Raw genomic sequence first — 17,886 nt, 5'->3', positions numbered from 1 at the left:
ATATTATATAGAGTTAAATTATAAATTATTTTAAATAGAAAAAGAGTTTATAATGCTACAAACTCTTTTTTATTAGATATTACTTTTTGAAGATATCTTCTTGTCTCTTTATAAGGTAGATTAGTTATTAATTTGTTGTATACTTTAGAAGTACTACTGTTATTAATTATTCTTTTTGCTCTTTGCATATTTGAACTAAAAGTTTTTAATACATTTCCACTTCCTGTATTATATGCACTAATAACACAATACTCTTTTGAAATTTTATTGTATATTCCATTTAAATATCTGTCATTTAAAATTTTTAAATATACAGTTCCTATTTTTATGTTATTGTTTGCATTAAATAAATAAGATTTACTTGGTGTATAAGTTTTATTTGTCAAATATTTATATGCATCTTTTCCTGCTGTAGATGGAACTATTTGCATTAAACCAATTGCACCTGCATTACTAATTGCAAATTGATTAAAATTACTCTCTGTTTTAATTATTGCATAAATTAAATTTTTACTTATATTATATTTTTTAGAGTATTTCTCAACAATATTTTTAAATTTTGCAACTCTTACAGATGCATGATCTTTTATCATTGGAATTTCTACATAAGAAACTTTTAGACTTTTATTTGCTTTTTTAATATTTTTATGTTTTATTTTTTTTGTCAATATTTTTGCAAACCTATTTGCTCGCCAAGAGTATCTAATATTTTTATTTTGATCATCTTTTATTTCACCTAGTAAATATGGTGTTTTACCTAGTTTTATTTTCGAAGCATTGAATAAATCAGCTGATTGAGGATCATCTGGAAGTAGAAGTGTTGCCACTATTGCATTATGTAGACTTTTTTTCGTATTTTTTTCATCAATCGTTTCAATAGTAACTAAACCTTTATCAAAATCAATTAATGCCCTACTTTTATAGTTTTGCATATATTTAACATACTCTTTTTGCTTAGGTAGTTCAACATTATCTTTTCCCCATTCTCCACTAATAGCTCTTATAAAACCTTCAATTATTTTTTTAAAATTTTTATCAAGAGATTTAATATCATTTTTTAAACTTTTAGGATTTGTTGCATATGCTATAGTTTTGGATTTTGCTAAACTTTTAAATGCTAAAGATGGATTTTGACTAACTGCAGCCTTTGTTAAATTATATATATCGTTACTACTACAACCAACTAAAAAAAGTATGATAAATAAAATAAGTATGATTCTTTTCATAAAATTATTTTATCAAAAAATTTATACATTAAGCTTGAATTGGTAATTTTTTACTTTAAACTGCCTTTATTTCTATTTTGATAAAATATTTAATCAAAAAAAGGTAATAGAATATATATGAATAGTTATGAAATTATTTTACAAATAAAAAAAGAGTTATCAAAAAAAATCATAGGTCAAAATGAGATGATTGATGCATTGTTAATAGGGCTATTGACAAATGGTCACATCTTACTTGAAGGTGTTCCTGGTCTTGCAAAAACAACAACAGTTAATGCATTAGCAAAAACAATAGATTTAGATTTTAAAAGAGTTCAATTTACTCCTGATTTACTACCAAGTGATATCATTGGTGCACAAATTTATGATATGAAAACGGGTGAATTCAAAATCAAAAAAGGACCAATTTTTACAAATTTACTTCTTGCAGATGAAATAAATAGAGCTCCTGCAAAAGTACAATCTGCACTACTAGAAGTTATGCAAGAAAGACAAGTAACAATTGGGGATAATAGCTTTATAATTGATAAGCCATTTTTAGTTCTTGCAACACAAAACCCAATAGAACAAGAGGGAGCTTACTCTTTACCTGAAGCACAACTTGATAGATTTATGTTTAAAATTGTTGTTTCTTATAATACAAAAGAACAAGAATATGAAATTGCAAAAATGGCATCAAGCAAACAAGAAATAAATTTAGAAAAGATTATTAACAAACAAAAGCTTGATGAGATAAAACAAGAGATTTTTGAAGTTCATATAGATAAAGAGCTAGAAGAATATATTGTAGATATAATTTGTGCAACAAGAGATCCTAAAAAATATGCAATTGAAGAAGTTGCTGAACAAATAGAGTTTGGTGCCAGTCCAAGAGCTACAATTGATATGTTCAAAGCAGTAAAAGCACAAGCATATATTAGAGGAAACGATTATGTAAGTCCTATTGATATTGCACTTGTTGTTAAAAATGTTTTAAGACATAGAGTGATTTTAAGTTATGAAGCTCAAGCTCAAGATGTTAATGTTGATGATGTTATCCAAAAAATTATAGAAAGTATTGATGTACCCTAATGAATTCAAAACTAAAAAAGATTTTAATAAAAAGTAAAAAAGAAGTCTTTAGTGAAATTGTAGGAAACAATAGTTCTAAAATAAAAGGAGAAGGTTATGACTTTTTAGAACTTAAAGAGTACGAATATGGGGAAGATGTTAAAAATATTGATTGGGTAATTAGTGCAAAATTACAAAAGCCATATGTAAAAGTTTTTCATGCACAAAAAGAATTAAATGTAAATATTGTTCCAATTTTAAATGGTAGTGTTTTTTTTGGAACAGATACTTTTAAACAAGATTTAATTTGTGAGATTTCAACAATTCTTGCTTATAGCGCAATAAAACAAGCAGATACTTTTAGCTCTTTTATTGCAAATGAACAACTTTCTTTATGTACAAAAAAAAGTAAAAAGAACTTCAGTGTAAATAAAATGGCTGAAAATATTTTAGAATACAAAAGTATTGGTAAAAAATGTAATTATAAAACTATTTTCAATCAACTCTTTTCTAATATAAAAAGAAGATCACTGATATTTCTAATTGGAGATTTTTTTGATAGTTCAAAAGTTGACTTAAAACTATTAAGTAAAAAACACGAAGTTATAGTTATTATAATAAGAGATAAATTTGAAGAGAATTTATCAACATTAGGTAATGTTCAATTAAGAGATTTAGAAAGTGGTAATGAATATAAAGGTGTGATTAATAAAGAATCAATAAATCAGTATAAACAAATACTTAAACAAAATGACCGAGTTTTATATGAACACTTAAGAAAATGCAATATTAATTTTACAAAAATATATACAAATGAAAATCCATTTTCAAAACTTATAAGGTTAATGAGATAATGAATAATTTAAAAATAAATGATATAAAACAGCTTGTTACAATTCCTGATTACTCATTTTATATCTATATACTATTGATAATACTTGCTGCTTTAGTTTTATTATTGGTTATATATTTTATTATAAAATCATTTTTAAATAGAAAAAAAAGTGATGAAAAGATAGCCTTTGAAAAACTACAAAATCTTTGTTTAAAAAACAGTAAAGAAGATGCATATAATATTACTAAATATGGGAAAATTGTAGCAAAAGATAAAAGAAGTAAAAAATTATATGAAGAGTTAAAAGAAGAGTTAGAAAAATACAAATATAAAAAAGAAGTCTATGAGTTTGATCAATCAACAATAAATCAATTTCATAGATTTATGGATGCAATAGATGTTTAATTTTACTTTTGAATACCCATATGTTTTTTTACTGCTAATCATTTTCTTTTTGTGCTTTAAATATTGTAAACCTAAAGAATCAACTATATTTATGCCTCATCTTTTTTTATTGCAAAAAAGTTCACATAAAAGTTCTATTTTAATTGAAATACTAAAATATCTTGCAATTGTATTAGCCATAACAGCACTTGCTTCACCTGTAAAAATAAAAAATACACAGTATATAAATAGTGATGGAATTGATATTGTATTAAGCTTAGATACAAGTGATTCTATGAGAGCTAGAGGTTTTAATGAAATTAATCCAAATGAAAATAGATTTGATGTTGTAAAAGAACTTGTTGGTGATTTTATAACAAAAAGAGTAAATGATAATATTGCACTTGTTATATTTGGTAATAATTCACTTATTGCTTCTACATTAAGTTTTGATAAACAAGCTCAAAAAGAGATTTTAGACTATTTAGATATTGGTATTGTTGGTCCAAGAACTGCACTTTTTGATTCCCTTGCAAGTAGTGTAAAAATATTAAAAAACTCAACTGCAAAATCAAAAATTGTAATTTTATTAACTGATGGAGAAGATACTTCAAGTCAAATACCTTTTTCTATTGCATTAAAACTTCTTAAAAAATATGAAATAAAAGTTTATACAATTGGAATACAAAGCCAAAATGAATATGTTTTAAATGAAATTGCAAACCAAACTGGTGGAAAATATTTTGTTGCAAATAACAAAAGGGATTTGGCACAAATATATTCACAAATAGATAAATTAGAAAAATCAAAAATAAAACAAAACAAAGTTGTATTAAAAGATTATTATTACTTCTATCCACTTTTTTTATCTATAATTCTTTTGATTATAGTTATATATCTAAAAAATAAAGAGTAAAGGCGAATATATGTATGATGAAAAAAAAGAGCAGTTAAAAGAGGCTTTAACACAAAATTTAAGTAAAGAAGCAATTGAAGAAAAGTTAAAAGAAGAGAAACTAAAACAAGATACAATAAAAAATCAGAAATTAGAAAAACAAAAAAAACTCTTCTATCTTTTAGCAACAATCTTTACTTTAATAATTATTTCATTTATTACATATCTACTTGTTTCAAATAAATTAAATAATGAAATAAAAAAAGAAAATACTAATACTAATCCAATAAAAGAAGTCTCTAAAGAAGTAAAAAAGATAGAAAGCAGTCCCATTGAAGAAGTAAAAAAGACAATAAAAAAAGAAGAAGTTTTAATTAAAAAAAATGACACTATATCTTCAAAAGAAGATTTAAGAAATTTATTTAATACTAAAAAATTTACACTTATAAAATGTTATAACTATAATACTTTTCAAAAGAAACCTCCTTTAAAGTGCAAGGAAAAAATAAAAACATTCGTTGAAAAAAATAGTAATGCAGTAAGATTTGAAGTAATAGGAATAGTTGGAGAGTCTGATATTAAAAAAGCAAATAAGATGTCAGAGAATAAACAAATTCAAAAATACATTATAAATGGTATTTCAAGAGATAGAGTAATTCAATCATTTTGGACAGTAAAAGAGATTATTGGTAATAAAAAGATTATATTAACACCAGTAAATTATAATATAATATCTAAAGATGATAATAAAGGAATAATTATTAGAGCATATCACAATTAGATATGCTTTAATACCTCATCTTTATCAACTAAAGGAAATTTTTTATCATATATTATTTGATATGGTTCATCACCTTTACCCAATATTAATAAAACACTATTTTCATTCTGTTTTGCTAAATCAATACCTTTTTTAATTGCTTCTTTTCTATTAACTTCAACAACTAAATTTGATTTATCTTTGATTCCTTCACAGATATCTTCTATTATTAAATCTGGATCTTCAAATCTTGGGTTATCAGAAGTAACAATAATTTGATTTGCATATTTTCCTGCAATTTGTCCCATAAGTGGTCTTTTATCTTTATCTCTGTCTCCACCTGCACCAAATACAGTAATTATATCTTTATGATTGAAGCTTTCATAAACCTCTTTCATACCATCTGGTGTATGAGCAAAATCTATTATAATAAGTGGCTTTGTGCTAATAACTTCCATTCTACCACTTACACCTGCAAAGTTTTCTACTGCTTGACAAATTTCATCAAGAGTTTTATTTGTAGTTAAATGTACAGAACCAATTGCAGCCATTAAATTATAGATATTAAAAATACCCATCATCATAGATGAGAAAGAGTGCATTTTTTCAATGTTTGAAAACATTACATGCATTCCATTTTTAAAAGAATATGCTCCAACTTTATAAGTTGAAGGATTTTCTAAAGAGTATGTATATGCATTTTTTGTATTAAATTTTACTACTTTATCATCTTTATTAATTAATTTTTTTGTTTCATCATTAAAAAATGAGTTTTTAACATTTATATACTCTTCTATCGTTTTATGATAATCAAGATGATCTCTTGTAATATTTGTATGAACTTTTAATTCAAACTCAATACCTTCAACTCTTTTTTGTTCAATTGCATGAGAACTAACTTCTGTTACAAAAAAATCACAACCATTATCAATTGCTTTTTGAATATGTGCAAAGTTTGCAAGTTGAACAGGAGTTGTTAAAGTATAATCTTCTATTTTTTCATCATTAATAAAAAACCCTCTTGTTCCTTGTAATGCAACTTTATATCCTAAATCTAATAAAATAGAGTATATTGCAGCTGCTGTTGTTGTTTTTCCATTTGTTCCTGTTATTCCAATTACTTTAATAGATGAAAAATCAACATAATCTTTTAATTTTTCTGAAGCTATTAATTGTGTGCAGCCATTATTTTTTGCATCTTCACAAAATTTTTCATTTTGTGAAGAATAAACAAAGGCAATTTCACTGTTTGCTTCTTTTGAATTATCTGTAAATTTATTATTATTTATGGTTATTAGCAATTTGTTTCTCTTCTAGTTTTTTATAAAGTTCTTCTATCTTTTTGTCATAACTAAAATAGTCATTAAAACCATCTAAATAGCTATAAGCTGTAGTATTAAATCCATTATCAATTAATTTTGAAACAAAATCAAAAAAATCTTCTTTAGTTTCAATTGCAACTTTTGTAGAAAACATAATATCTTCAAAAGCTACTCTAAATGAACCTCTAGAATCAACTAAGTTAATAAAATCTTCATATTTTATTGCGTCTAAATTATCTACATTTGAATCTGTAATATCTTTAAGTAGGCTCATCATCTTATCTATATCTCCATCATATGCATCAATTGCTTGTTTTACATATGAAATTGCCGCATCTTTATCATCATCAACTGCAACAGTGAAATAATCATATAGTGATAGTGCTTTTGATTCATCTTCTGATGCAATATCACAAAAAAGAGCATAGATTTTATACTCTTCTTTTTTTGGAAATAAAGAAGAAAGTTGAGAATAAATAAATATTGCTTTATCGTAATCTTTATTTATAAAATATGAATTTGCTTCATTCAATAATCTTCTTTCATTTACCATTAAAGTTCCTCTAAACTATTTTCCATACCATGTGGTACATTTATTATCTCTAAATCAGGATGTATTGCTGATTTCAACTCTTTTTCTACTACATATTTAAGTGTAGTCCCACTTGAACCACAACCAACACAAGCACCTTGTAATTGTACATATACTTTTGCATTTTTAATTGCTAATAAAGAGATGGCACCGCCATCTTGTGCTAACATTGGAGCAACTTTATTTTTTATTATAGTGCTTACTGGAAGTTGTAAATCTTCATCTGAAAATGGCATCATAATTATTACCTCTTCTTTTTGTTTATAAAAAATATTGCAATAGCAATAAATACTAAAATTACTGCTATTGTCTCAAATATAAAAGATAAGCTAACTGGTTCTGTAAACATTTAACCAATCACACTTTCACATCTTTGGCATAGTGTATCTTCATCATGTGATTTAAATTTCCAACATCTTGGACATTTATGTTCTTTTACTTTAAATACTTCAAATTTAAAAGATTCTATTTCAAACGATACTAAAGTTTCACTGTTATGCTCTTTTTTAACACTACTTACTAAAAATAAATCTTCTGCTTCAATTTGAGGTAAAGATATAATATCTTCACAATCTGTAGCAAGACCTAACTCTAAAGTTGATTTAATAACTTTTTCTTTTTTTAGTGTATCAATTGCTTCAGAAAATTTTTCTTTAGCTTTTAATACAATTTCTTCATTAAGATTTGTTTCAACTTCTTCTAATTTTACATCTAAAATATCAAAAATATCTTCTGCATCATCTTTAATAAATTCAGGTGCATTTTCTAGTAATTCATCCATTGTATATGTTAAGATACAAGCCAATGTTGAAATTAATTTTTTGGCAATTATAGCCATTGCACTTTGTGAACTTCTTCTATGAATATCATCTTTATTATCACAATATAATCTATCTTTACAAACATCTAAATAAATTCCTGATAAATCAACTACTAAAAAGTTGTTTAATTTATTTAATCCTTTAGAAAATTCATAAATTGCAAAAGAGTCTTCAATTTCTGTAAATACCCTTTTAGCTTTTGCTAATATCCATTTATCTAAAACTCCCATTTTATCAATAGAAACAACTTCATCTAAATCATTAATATTTGCAAGTAAAAATCTTGCAGTATTTCTTATTTTTCTATAAAGCTCTGCATTTTGTTTTAAAATATTATCTGAGATTTTTTGATCATTTTGATAATCACTCATTGCTACCCAAAGTCTAAGTATTTCTGAACCATACTGTTTCATTATTTTTGCAGGGTCTATTACATTTCCCTTAGACTTAGACATTTTTTCACCTTTTTCATCCATAGTAAAACCATGAGTTACTAAAGCTTTATAAGGTGCAACTTCATTTGATGCTAAAGTTGTCAATAAAGAAGATTGGAACCAACCTCTATGTTGATCACTTCCTTCTAAATACATATCTGCAGGGAATGTTCCAGCATCATAATTTCTACTTCTTAATACTGCATTTTGAGTAGAACCTGAATCAAACCATACATCTAAAATATCCATTGTTTTTTCTAAATCTTCAGGATTTAGTCCACTTCCTGGATATAATAACTCTTCTATTGATAAATCATACCAAGCATCACAACCTTTTTGTTCAAAAATCATAGCAGTATAATTCAATACTTTTTCATCAAAAACTATTTCATCAGTTTTTTTATTTCTAAAAAATGCAATTGGAACACCCCAATCTCTTTGTCTTGAAATACACCAATCAGGTCTTCCTTCTAACATAGATTTTAATCTATTTCTTCCCCATTCTGGGTAGAATTTGATATTTTCAACTACATCTAAAGCATTTTGCCTTAATGTATTATTTTTTTCTCCATACTCATCATCAATTGAAATAAACCATTGTTTAGTAGCTCTAAATATAATTGGTTTATGAGTTCTCCAACAATGAGGATAAGAGTGTCTTATATCTGTATGTTTTAATAACGCATCACCTAATTCTTCTAAAATTAACTCATTTGCTTTAAATACATGAACACCAAGATATTTATCAGTATCTTTAAATAATTTTTCTCGAACTATTGTCTCATCATATTTACCATAATCATCTACTGGCATAATTACATCAAGACCATACATAAGACCAACTTTGTAGTCATCTTCACCATGCCCAGGTGCAGTATGAACACAACCTGTACCAGATTCCATCTCTACGTGATCACCTAATACAATTTTTGATGTTCTACCATTTAATGGGTTTATTGCAACTGTATTTTCTAGTTCTATTGCAGGAAGAGTTTTATCAATTTCACCTTTGATAACTTCATCTTCTATTAAAGAGTTATAAAGTTTTTTAGCAACAATATATTTATCTGTTGTAATAACATACTCTTCTTCAGGATTTAATGAAATTGCTGTATTTGCAGGAAGAGTCCAAGGTGTTGTTGTCCAAATAACTAAACTTGCATCTAAATCTTGATGTTTAAATGCTACAAAAATTGAAGGAGATGTTTTATCTTCATATTCAACTTCTGCTTCAGCTAGTGCTGTTTGAGCTGCCCATGACCAATAAACTGGCTTACTTCTTTGAACTAATAAACCTTTTTGTGCAATTGCACATAACTCTCTGTATATATTTGCTTCAAATTTAAAATCCATTGTTAAGTATGGATTATCCCAATCAGCTAAAACACCAAGCTTTTTAAATTCATCTCTTTGAATATCAACAAATCTTCTTGCATGTTCTCTACACAACTCTCTAATTTTAGATTTATCTAACTCTTTTTTCTTAGTTGAACCAATTTTTTCTTCAACTTTTTGTTCAATTGGTAAACCATGACAATCCCATCCTGGAACATATCGAACAGATTCTCCATTAAAATAATGATACTTAACAATAATATCTTTTAGTATTTTGTTTAATGCATGACCAATATGAATGTGCCCATTTGCATATGGAGGTCCATCATGAAGCGTAAAACTAGGTTTACCTTCTCTATTCTTTTTCATTCTGTCATAAACTTTTTTCTCTTCCCAAGATTTATATCTCTTAGGCTCATTTTGTGGTAAATTCCCTCTCATTGGAAATTTAGTGTTTGGAAGTAATAAACTATCTTTATAATCCATATTTGTACTACCTTCAGTTATTAGTATTTATCTATATTTATTAAAATCATTGATTATATCTAAGTTTTAGTAAATTTAGATTTAATCATTATTTACTTGGCAAATATTATTACTTTAATTTTTTATATTACTTTAAAATTTAAGCTAAAATAAAACTTACCATATGAGTAACCATTTTTTAATGCCTTTGTACAATAATTGTACAACTAAATTGCATGAGCATATGCTCATATGTTACCAAAATGGATAGTAAATCTTAATAATGTATGAATTAATTTATTTTTATTTATAAAATAACTTATTTATGATAATATCGATAAGATTTTTTACAAAAACTATGGGGATTATTAATATGAATGAAAAACATTATGAAGTAGTTATTGTCGGTGGAGGGATTTCTGGCGCGGCTTTATTTTACGAGCTGGCAAAATATACAAATGTAAAAAGCCTTTGTATGCTGGAAAAATATGAAGACTTAGCTACACTAAATACTAAAGGTACAAGTAACTCTCAAACAATCCATGTTGGAGATATTGAGACAAACTATACTTTAGAAAAAGCAAAAATCACAAAAAGAACTGCAAAAATGGTTGAAAAATTTTGTCTGCAACATAATCTGCAAGACAAAGTTATGTTTAAACATCAAAAAATGGCATTAGGTGTAGGTCAAGAAGAAGTTGACTTTATTAGAAATAGATATGAAGAGTTCAAAACTGTTTTCCCTTATTTAGAGCTATGGGATAAAGAAAAACTTAAAGAGTTAGAACCAAAACTTGTTTATTTAGATGATGGAACAGAAAGACCTGAACCAATTTTAGCTATGGGTACAAAAGACCAATATACTACTGTTGAATATGGTCAAATGACTAAAGAGCTAGCTAAAGCTGCCCAAGACTGTGAAGATGTTGTAACAGATATTTTCTTTAATTCTCAAGTAGATGAAATTGAAAAAGTTGGAGATGTTTATAAATTAACTACTACTTCTGGAACAGTATTTACAGCTGATTTTGTTGTTGTTGATGCGGGTGCACATTCATTATACTTAGCTCATAAAATGGGTTACGGTAAACATATGGGTTGTCTTCCAATGGCAGGAAGCTTTTATATTACAAATGGAGAATTCCTAAACGGTAAAGTATATATGGTTCAAAATGATAAATTACCATTTGCTGCATTACATGGTGATCCAGATATTTTATGTGATGGGAAAACAAGATTTGGTCCAACTGCATTAATGCTTCCAAAATTAGAAAGATATAAACCAGGAACATATTTAGACTTCTTTAAAACTTTAAATTTAGATGGAAACATCATTAAAATTTTCTGGGACTTATTAAAAGATAGTGAAATTAGAAACTATGTATTTAAAAACTTCTTATTTGAAGTGCCATTTTTAAATAAAAAACTATTTGTAAAAGATGCTAGAAAAATCGTTCCTTCTTTAAAAGAAGAGGATATAGAATATGCAAAAGGATTTGGAGGAGTTAGACCTCAAGTTTTAAATAAAGAAGAACAAAGACTAATGCTAGGTGAAGCTTCAATAAATACTGGAGATGGAATAATATTTAATATGACTCCAAGCCCAGGTGCTACTTCATGTTTAGGAAATGCACAAAGAGATGTAAAAACTGTTACTGACTTCTTAAATTTAGAATTCGATGAAAAACAATTCTTAGAAGACTTAACTGACAAAGAGTAAACTACTCATATATATATAGTATGAAATTCATACTATATATATCCCTTCAAATTAAACTTTCATTTAAATTATAATAGTATTAATATATTTATATATTAAAGGATCATATATTATGTTTGATAATATTTTTGATGAAAAAAAGATGCAAAATTTACAAGACTTATTAAAAGCTAATAATAAAACAGTTACTTGTGCGGAGAGTTGTACTGGAGGTTTAATCGCATCGATGATAACAGAGATTTCTGGTTCATCTAATATTTTTAATGGTTCAATAGTATCATATTCAAATGAAATAAAAATGCAAGAATTAAATGTAAGTGAAAGTAATTTAATAAATCATGGTGCAGTTAGCATTGAAGTAGTAAAAGATATGTTAAGGGGAGCAATAAATAAATTTAATGCAGATTATGCAATAGCAACAAGTGGAATTGCAGGTCCAACAGGAGCAACAGAAACAAAGCCAGTTGGTACAGTTGTAATTGGAGTTACATCTAAAGTAAATGGCACAGAAATTGATATTTACCACTTTGATGGAGATAGAAAATCCGTACAATTTCAAGCTGCAAAAACAAGTTTTGAAAAATTTTCGAATTTTTTCCAAAAAACTCTTGACAAATAAAAAATTTTTTTATATAATTCCACTCCATTTTGAGAAAGATGACCCGTTAGCTCAGCTGGTAGAGCATCTCCCTTTTAAGGAGGTGGCCGAAGGTTCGAATCCTTCACGGGTCACCATTTTTTTTTGGCCCCTTCATCTAGCGGTTAGGATCTTGGATTTTCATTCCAATCACAGGAGTTCGAGTCTCCTAGGGGTCACCATTTTTAATTATTATTTCGGTCGATTAGCTCAGTTGGTAGAGCGCTACCCTTACAAGGTAGATGCCAGTGGTTCGAGTCCACTATCGACCACCATTATGTGCGGTTGTAGTTTAGTTGGTTAGAATGCCTGCCTGTCACGCAGGAGGTCGCGAGTTCGAGTCTCGTCAACCGCGCCACTATTTTTATTATTGTTTGACCCGTTAGCTCAGCTGGTAGAGCATCTCCCTTTTAAGGAGGTGGCCGAAGGTTCGAATCCTTCACGGGTCACCATTTTTTTTTGGCCCCTTCATCTAGCGGTTAGGATCATGGATTTTCATCCCAATCACAGGAGTTCGAGTCTCCTAGGGGTCACCAATTTTAATTCTTATTTCGGTCGATTAGCTCAGTTGGTAGAGCGCTACCCTTACAAGGTAGATGCCAGTGGTTCGAGTCCACTATCGACCACCATTATGTGCGGTTGTAGTTTAGTTGGTTAGAATGCCTGCCTGTCACGCAGGAGGTCGCGAGTTCGAGTCTCGTCAACCGCGCCACTTGGAAACACTTCAAAAATTTAATAAATCATTTTTTTAATACTTTGTTTACTTTAATCAAAAATAAGATAATATTTTTATATTACATATAATTTACACAAAGGTTATTTCTTGTTTAAAGCAAAGTCTCTATATCAATTAATTGTCTATAGTATTATCTTTATAATTATTCTAATATCTTTTTTTACCGTTATTATTATTGACAATACTTTCGATGAATTTCAAGAAAAAATTAAAATTATAAAAACAAACTATATTAGTAAACAAAAAGAGATTATAAAACAAGATATAACAAATACTATTAAATTCATTGAGTTTTACCATAATATAAATAAAGGTAAAAAAAGTGAAGAACAAATAAAAAAAGATGTAATTCATGCCATAGAAAAAATGAAAAATTATAATGATGTTGATGATTATACTTTTATTTATGATTTTAAAGGAACTTCAATTTATTATCCAATAGGTAAAACAGGAAGAAACCTATTAGAATATATGGATAAAAATGGAACAAGTGTAATTAAAGATTTGATTAATGTATCAAAAAAACCTGCAGGTGGATTTGTAAAATATACTTGGTACAAACCTGAAATAAAAAAAGAAACAAATAAAATCTCATTTGCAATGTCTTATAAGCCATGGAACTGGACAGTAGGTAAAGGTGTATATTTAGATAATATTAAAAAACTAGTTAGGGAAAAAGAAAATGAGTATGATGAAAAGATTTCAAATTCAACGTTGCAAATAACTTCTTTAACAATTATGCTAGTTTTATACTCTATATTTATTTTTAAAAATGCAACATTATTAATTGCAAATGAAGTAAAAGAGATAGGAAATTATTTTAAAAAAAGCCAGATTGATGAACATCATCATCCAATAAATAATGATAATCTTGTATTAAATGAATTCAGAACAATTGTAAATTATGCAAATGAAGCTTTAACAAGTATCAAATACAAAAAACATTTAGTAGAAGACTTAAACAAAAATCTTGAAAATAGTGTAAAAGAAAAAACAAAAGAGCTTACAAATCTTATTGAGTCTCAAAAACAATTTTTAAAAAATTCAGTTCATGAAATAAATACCCCTCTTGCAATTATTCAAACAAATATTGATTTATTAAAAAGAGATACTCCAAAAAACAAATATATTACAAATATTGAATCTGGTTGTAAAATAATTCAAAATATTTATAATGATTTATCTTTTATGATAAAAAAAGATAGAGTAGAATATAAAAAAGAGTACTTAAACTTTTCAGAAATATTAAACTCAAGAATTGAATTTTTTGCAGAAGTAGCAAAATCAAATAGTCTATTTTTCATCGCTAATGTACAAGAAGATATATATATAAAATTTAATAAAACTCAATTACAAAGAGTTATTGATAATAATATATCAAATGCAATAAAATATTCATATGCCAAATCACCTATTTACATTAAATTAAAATATCTTAATGATGAAAAAATAGAATTTCAAGTAAAAACTGCATCAGAAAAAATAGAAAACAAAGATAAAATATTCAATGATTTTTATAGGGAAAATAATGCTAGAGGAGGATTTGGACTAGGCTTGAGAATAGTAAAAGAAATTTGTGATAAGAACTTAGTTATAATCAAGTTAGATTCAAATGAACAAGAAACAAAATTTACTTATAGGTTTAATATAAATGAAAATACTACTTCTTGAAGACGAATTAATGCTAAATAATGCAATTTCAGAATATCTAAAAGATATTGGTCATATGGCTGAAAGTTTTACTGATGGTCAACAAGTTATTGATAATGTGGATAGCTCTTTTGATTTATTAATACTTGATATTAATGTACCCAAAAAAGATGGTTTTGAAATAATACAAGAACTTAACCAGAAAAAAATCTATGTTCCAACTATATTTATTAGTGCTTTAGTTGATATTGAAGATATTACAAAAGCATATGATTTAGGTGCAAGAGAGTATATCAAAAAGCCATTTCATTTAGGTGAATTAGGAATAAAAATAAATCAAATACTTAAAAAAGATCAAAAAAACACTTCTCATATGAAATTTAGTGAACATTACTCATATGCAAAAGATACTCAAACACTATATTTTAATGGTGAACCTCAAACTTTAACAAAAAAACAGTCTGAAATTATTCATATTTTAGCTTTAAATATCAATATGATTGTTGATTTTGAAAGCTTTAGAATGGACATTTGGAAGGGAGAAAACATAGATAATCCTACCATTAGAGCAGAAATTTCTAGGTTAAAGAAAGCTTTAAAAGAAGATTTTATAAAAAATATAAGAGGCCTTGGATATAAAATAGATAGATATTACTCTGTTTAAAACTACCGTTTTTAGGGCATTTGATGCCCTCTTTCAATCTAAAAATAAAATTTAATTTAATTTTTTTATCAATTGCTACCCTTTTGCTATAGATAGAATATATACTTTCAGTGTTGGATAACTAAACAAGATGATTTGTTTAATCAAATTCTTAAAAGGAGAGAATATGAGTCCTGAAAAAGCTCAAGCTTATTGGAAAGAAAATATATCTACTATTATAAAACTATTAGTAGTTTGGTTTATCGTTTCTTTTGGTTGTGGAATCATTTTCATTAATGAACTTAATGCAATTGAAATAAAAGGTGTTAAGTTAGGATTCTGGTTCGCACAACAAGGTGCAATATATGTATTTGTGATTTTAATTTTTGTTTATGTTAGATTAATGACAAAAATTGATGAAAAATACGGTGTAAACGAATAGTAAGGGGAGAGAGAAATGGAATTACAATCATTAATTTATCTATTCGTAGGTATTTCATTTGCAATATATATTGGTATTGCACTTTGGGCAAAAGCAGGTTCTACTAAAGATTTCTATGTTGCTGGTGGAGGGGTTCACCCAGTAGCAAATGGTATGGCAACTGCAGCAGACTGGATGAGTGCTGCATCATTTATATCTATGGCTGGTATTATTGCATTTATTGGTAGTGATGCAAGTGCATATTTAATGGGTTGGACAGGTGGATATGTTCTACTTGCAATGCTATTAGCACCATATTTAAGAAAATTTGGTAAATTTACTGTTCCTGATTTCGTGGGTGATAGATATTACTCTGATGTAGCAAGAACAGTTGCAGTTATATCTGTAATATTTGTATCTTTTACATACGTTGCTGGTCAAATGAGAGGGGTTGGTATCGTATTTTCAAGATTTTTACAAGTTGATGTAAATACAGGTGTAATTATTGGTATGGTAATAGTATTTTTCTACTCTGTTCTTGGAGGTATGAAAGGTATTACTTATACACAAGTTGCTCAATATGTAGTAATGATTTTTGCATATACAATTCCTGCAATTTTCTTATCATTACAAGTTACTGATACATTTTTACCTCAATTAGGTATTTTTGGACAAACAACATTTGCATTTGATGATGGAGTAAAAGTTATTCCAGAAGGAACATACTTATTACATGCCCTTGATTCAGCCATAACAGATCTAGGATTTGGAGCTTATACTGAACCTGGGAACTTATGGAATATGTTTATGCTTACAACTGCATTAATGTTAGGAACTGCTGGGTTACCTCACGTTATTGTAAGATTCTTTACAGTTCCAACTGTAAAAGATGCTAGAGTTTCTGCAGGTTGGGCACTAGTATTTATTGCGATTATGTATACATCAGCTTCAGCTGTTGCAGCATTTTCAAGAGTAAATCTAATTAAAAATGTTCAAAATGTTGAATATAAAGCATTTGTAAACGGTGAATTATCACATGCAGATGGATCAAAAAATGATGGTAATTGGTTTAGAACTTGGGAACAAGGTGGACTACTTGCTTGGACAGATAGAAACGGTGATGGAAAAATCCAATATGCTAAAGGTGCAGCTTTTAACGGACCAAAAGGTAAGCCAGTATTTGATGGTGAGAAAAAAGATGCAGATGGACATAGAGCTACAATAAATGGTAAAGGTATGCCAACAAAAGAAGAGTTAGCTAAAAATAATGGAATGCACAATGAACTATATGTAGATAGAGATATTATGGTTCTAGCAAATCCAGAAATTGCTAACTTACCAAATTGGGTTATCGCATTTATTGCAGCTGGGGGACTTGCAGCAGCTTTATCAACAGCAGCAGGTTTATTACTTGTAATTGCATCAGCTATTTCGCATGACTTAATGGGTCAAGTTATCTTTAAAGATAAAGATACTGGTAAATCTAAATTAACAGAGAAATCTGAGTTAATGTGGGCTAGAATTGCAGCAGTTGCAGCAATTTGTGTTGCTGGTTATCTAGGAATTAACCCTCCTGGTTTTGTTGCACAAGTTGTAGCTTTTGCCTTTGGTTTAGCAGCAGCAGCATTCTTCCCTACTATTATTCTTGGTATATTTGATAAAAGAATGAATAAAGAAGGTGCAATTGCTGGTATCTTAACAGGTTTAATATTTACTTTCGGATACATAGTTTACTTTGTATTCTTAGGTGGTGCAAAAGAAGATTACTTCTTAGGAATTGCTCCAACTGGTATTGGTACAATTGGTACAATACTTCACTTAATTGTTGCATTTGTGGTTTCAAGAATGACACCAGAACCACCTGCACATGTACAAGAAATTGTAGAAAACATCAGAATCCCTTCAGGAGCTGGTGCAGCACACGATCATTAATTAAAAAGCCAACGAAAGTTGGCTTTTT

At 27.6% G+C, this 17,886-nt stretch carries 16 protein-coding genes and 8 tRNA genes; 19 read left to right on the top strand and 5 right to left on the bottom strand.

Translation table 11 applies throughout. From position 1 onward, the window contains the following. Positions 1–47: 47 nt before the first annotated feature. Positions 48–1,226 carry a murein transglycosylase domain-containing protein gene (locus tag CRU93_RS10685; RefSeq protein WP_129104190.1) on the bottom strand — a complete coding sequence of 393 codons (1,179 nt, stop codon included), beginning with the start codon at positions 1,224–1,226 and terminating at the stop codon, positions 48–50. 117 nt (positions 1,227–1,343) lie between these two features. Here CRU93_RS10685 and CRU93_RS10680 point away from each other — a divergent pair, with 117 nt between their 5' ends. The 5 genes from CRU93_RS10680 to CRU93_RS10660 all read left to right on the top strand — a co-directional run bounded on the left by CRU93_RS10680 (position 1,344) and on the right by CRU93_RS10660 (position 5,171). Beyond that, a complete protein-coding gene (locus tag CRU93_RS10680; RefSeq protein WP_129104189.1) occupies positions 1,344–2,297 on the top strand; it encodes a MoxR family ATPase in 954 nt (317 codons plus the stop codon). Beyond that, entirely contained in the window at positions 2,297–3,130 is an 834-nt protein-coding gene (locus CRU93_RS10675; protein WP_129104188.1) for a DUF58 domain-containing protein, read from the top strand. Before CRU93_RS10680 ends, CRU93_RS10675 begins: the two co-directional genes overlap by 1 nt. Continuing rightward, on the top strand, positions 3,130–3,516 hold the full coding sequence (locus CRU93_RS10670; protein WP_129104187.1) for a hypothetical protein: 387 nt from the start codon (positions 3,130–3,132) through the stop codon (positions 3,514–3,516). Before CRU93_RS10675 ends, CRU93_RS10670 begins: the two co-directional genes overlap by 1 nt. A 91-nt stretch (positions 3,517–3,607) precedes the next feature. Further along, positions 3,608–4,411 (top strand): VWA domain-containing protein, encoded by an 804-nt coding sequence (locus tag CRU93_RS10665; protein WP_258238896.1) that lies wholly within the window; start codon positions 3,608–3,610, stop codon positions 4,409–4,411. A gap of 10 nt (positions 4,412–4,421) precedes the next feature. Next, positions 4,422–5,171 carry a hypothetical protein gene (locus CRU93_RS10660; protein ID WP_129104185.1) on the top strand — a complete coding sequence of 250 codons (750 nt, stop codon included), beginning with the start codon at positions 4,422–4,424 and terminating at the stop codon, positions 5,169–5,171. Here the strand turns inward: CRU93_RS10660 and CRU93_RS10655 are convergent. The 4 genes from CRU93_RS10655 to ileS form a co-directional block, all read right to left on the bottom strand. Then, positions 5,168–6,451 (bottom strand): UDP-N-acetylmuramoyl-L-alanyl-D-glutamate--2,6-diaminopimelate ligase, encoded by a 1,284-nt coding sequence (locus tag CRU93_RS10655; protein WP_129104184.1) that lies wholly within the window; start codon positions 6,449–6,451, stop codon positions 5,168–5,170. The genes CRU93_RS10660 and CRU93_RS10655 overlap by 4 nt on opposite strands. Next, entirely contained in the window at positions 6,432–7,025 is a 594-nt protein-coding gene (locus tag CRU93_RS10650; RefSeq protein ID WP_129104183.1) for a hypothetical protein, read from the bottom strand. Before CRU93_RS10650 ends, CRU93_RS10655 begins: the two co-directional genes overlap by 20 nt. Next, the gene (locus tag CRU93_RS10645) at positions 7,025–7,303 is read right to left on the bottom strand and encodes a NifU family protein (protein WP_129104182.1); all 279 of its coding nucleotides are present in this window, start codon (positions 7,301–7,303) and stop codon (positions 7,025–7,027) included. Before CRU93_RS10645 ends, CRU93_RS10650 begins: the two co-directional genes overlap by 1 nt. Before the next feature lie 110 nt (positions 7,304–7,413). Next, on the bottom strand, positions 7,414–10,140 hold the full coding sequence (gene ileS, locus CRU93_RS10640) for an isoleucine--tRNA ligase (protein ID WP_129104181.1): 2,727 nt from the start codon (positions 10,138–10,140) through the stop codon (positions 7,414–7,416). Between the two features lie 352 nt (positions 10,141–10,492). Between ileS and CRU93_RS10635 the strand changes: the two genes are divergently transcribed. The 14 genes from CRU93_RS10635 (at position 10,493) to CRU93_RS10570 (ending at position 17,858) form a co-directional block, all read left to right on the top strand. Then, entirely contained in the window at positions 10,493–11,839 is a 1,347-nt protein-coding gene (locus CRU93_RS10635; RefSeq protein ID WP_129104180.1) for an FAD-dependent oxidoreductase, read from the top strand. 112 nt (positions 11,840–11,951) lie between these two features. After that, a complete protein-coding gene (locus CRU93_RS10630) occupies positions 11,952–12,458 on the top strand; it encodes a CinA family protein (RefSeq protein WP_129104179.1) in 507 nt (168 codons plus the stop codon). Positions 12,459–12,498: 40 nt separating this feature from the next. After that, positions 12,499–12,574 (top strand) — tRNA-Lys (locus CRU93_RS10625). A gap of 9 nt (positions 12,575–12,583) precedes the next feature. Further along, positions 12,584–12,658 (top strand) — tRNA-Glu (locus CRU93_RS10620). A 17-nt stretch (positions 12,659–12,675) separates the two neighbouring features. After that, positions 12,676–12,751 (top strand) — tRNA-Val (locus CRU93_RS10615). A gap of 6 nt (positions 12,752–12,757) precedes the next feature. Beyond that, positions 12,758–12,834 (top strand) — tRNA-Asp (locus tag CRU93_RS10610). Positions 12,835–12,852: 18 nt separating this feature from the next. Continuing rightward, a tRNA-Lys gene (locus CRU93_RS10605) sits at positions 12,853–12,928 on the top strand. 9 nt (positions 12,929–12,937) lie between these two features. Next, positions 12,938–13,012, top strand: a tRNA-Glu gene (locus tag CRU93_RS10600). 17 nt (positions 13,013–13,029) lie between these two features. Continuing rightward, a tRNA-Val gene (locus tag CRU93_RS10595) sits at positions 13,030–13,105 on the top strand. A 6-nt stretch (positions 13,106–13,111) separates the two neighbouring features. After that, positions 13,112–13,188, top strand: a tRNA-Asp gene (locus tag CRU93_RS10590). Positions 13,189–13,299: 111 nt separating this feature from the next. After that, on the top strand, positions 13,300–14,883 hold the full coding sequence (locus tag CRU93_RS10585) for a cache domain-containing protein (protein WP_129104178.1): 1,584 nt from the start codon (positions 13,300–13,302) through the stop codon (positions 14,881–14,883). Further along, positions 14,864–15,526 (top strand): response regulator transcription factor, encoded by a 663-nt coding sequence (locus CRU93_RS10580; RefSeq protein ID WP_129104177.1) that lies wholly within the window; start codon positions 14,864–14,866, stop codon positions 15,524–15,526. The genes CRU93_RS10585 and CRU93_RS10580 overlap by 20 nt, the downstream gene beginning before the upstream one ends. Positions 15,527–15,692: 166 nt before the next feature. After that, complete coding sequence (locus tag CRU93_RS10575; RefSeq protein WP_129104176.1) at positions 15,693–15,947, top strand: DUF4212 domain-containing protein; 255 nt, start codon at positions 15,693–15,695, stop codon at positions 15,945–15,947. 15 nt (positions 15,948–15,962) lie between these two features. Continuing rightward, positions 15,963–17,858 (top strand): sodium:solute symporter family protein, encoded by a 1,896-nt coding sequence (locus tag CRU93_RS10570; RefSeq protein WP_129104175.1) that lies wholly within the window; start codon positions 15,963–15,965, stop codon positions 17,856–17,858. Positions 17,859–17,886 lie beyond the last annotated feature (28 nt).

It is taken from the genome of Arcobacter sp. CECT 8985, assembly GCF_004116495.1.
Taxonomy (GTDB): Bacteria; Campylobacterota; Campylobacteria; order Campylobacterales; family Arcobacteraceae; genus Malaciobacter.
This window is presented reverse-complemented; position numbering and strand designations above follow the sequence as displayed.

Excerpts from the sequence above, each read along its gene's own strand:
- ileS (WP_129104181.1), bottom strand. The coding sequence starts at position 10,140 with ATGGATTATAAAGATAGTTTATTACTTCCAAACACTAAATTTCCAATG.
- CRU93_RS10645 (WP_129104182.1), bottom strand. The coding sequence starts at position 7,303 with ATGATGCCATTTTCAGATGAAGATTTACAACTTCCAGTAAGCACTATA.
- CRU93_RS10670 (WP_129104187.1), top strand. The coding sequence starts at position 3,130 with ATGAATAATTTAAAAATAAATGATATAAAACAGCTTGTTACAATTCCT.
- CRU93_RS10635 (WP_129104180.1), top strand. The coding sequence starts at position 10,493 with ATGAATGAAAAACATTATGAAGTAGTTATTGTCGGTGGAGGGATTTCT.
- CRU93_RS10660 (WP_129104185.1), top strand. The coding sequence starts at position 4,422 with ATGTATGATGAAAAAAAAGAGCAGTTAAAAGAGGCTTTAACACAAAAT.
- CRU93_RS10570 (WP_129104175.1), top strand. The coding sequence starts at position 15,963 with ATGGAATTACAATCATTAATTTATCTATTCGTAGGTATTTCATTTGCA.
- CRU93_RS10680 (WP_129104189.1), top strand. The coding sequence starts at position 1,344 with ATGAATAGTTATGAAATTATTTTACAAATAAAAAAAGAGTTATCAAAA.
- CRU93_RS10580 (WP_129104177.1), top strand. The coding sequence starts at position 14,864 with ATGAAAATACTACTTCTTGAAGACGAATTAATGCTAAATAATGCAATT.
- CRU93_RS10630 (WP_129104179.1), top strand. The coding sequence starts at position 11,952 with ATGTTTGATAATATTTTTGATGAAAAAAAGATGCAAAATTTACAAGAC.
- CRU93_RS10665 (WP_258238896.1), top strand. The coding sequence starts at position 3,608 with ATGCCTCATCTTTTTTTATTGCAAAAAAGTTCACATAAAAGTTCTATT.
- CRU93_RS10650 (WP_129104183.1), bottom strand. The coding sequence starts at position 7,025 with ATGGTAAATGAAAGAAGATTATTGAATGAAGCAAATTCATATTTTATA.
- CRU93_RS10685 (WP_129104190.1), bottom strand. The coding sequence starts at position 1,226 with ATGAAAAGAATCATACTTATTTTATTTATCATACTTTTTTTAGTTGGT.
- CRU93_RS10675 (WP_129104188.1), top strand. The coding sequence starts at position 2,297 with ATGAATTCAAAACTAAAAAAGATTTTAATAAAAAGTAAAAAAGAAGTC.
- CRU93_RS10575 (WP_129104176.1), top strand. The coding sequence starts at position 15,693 with ATGAGTCCTGAAAAAGCTCAAGCTTATTGGAAAGAAAATATATCTACT.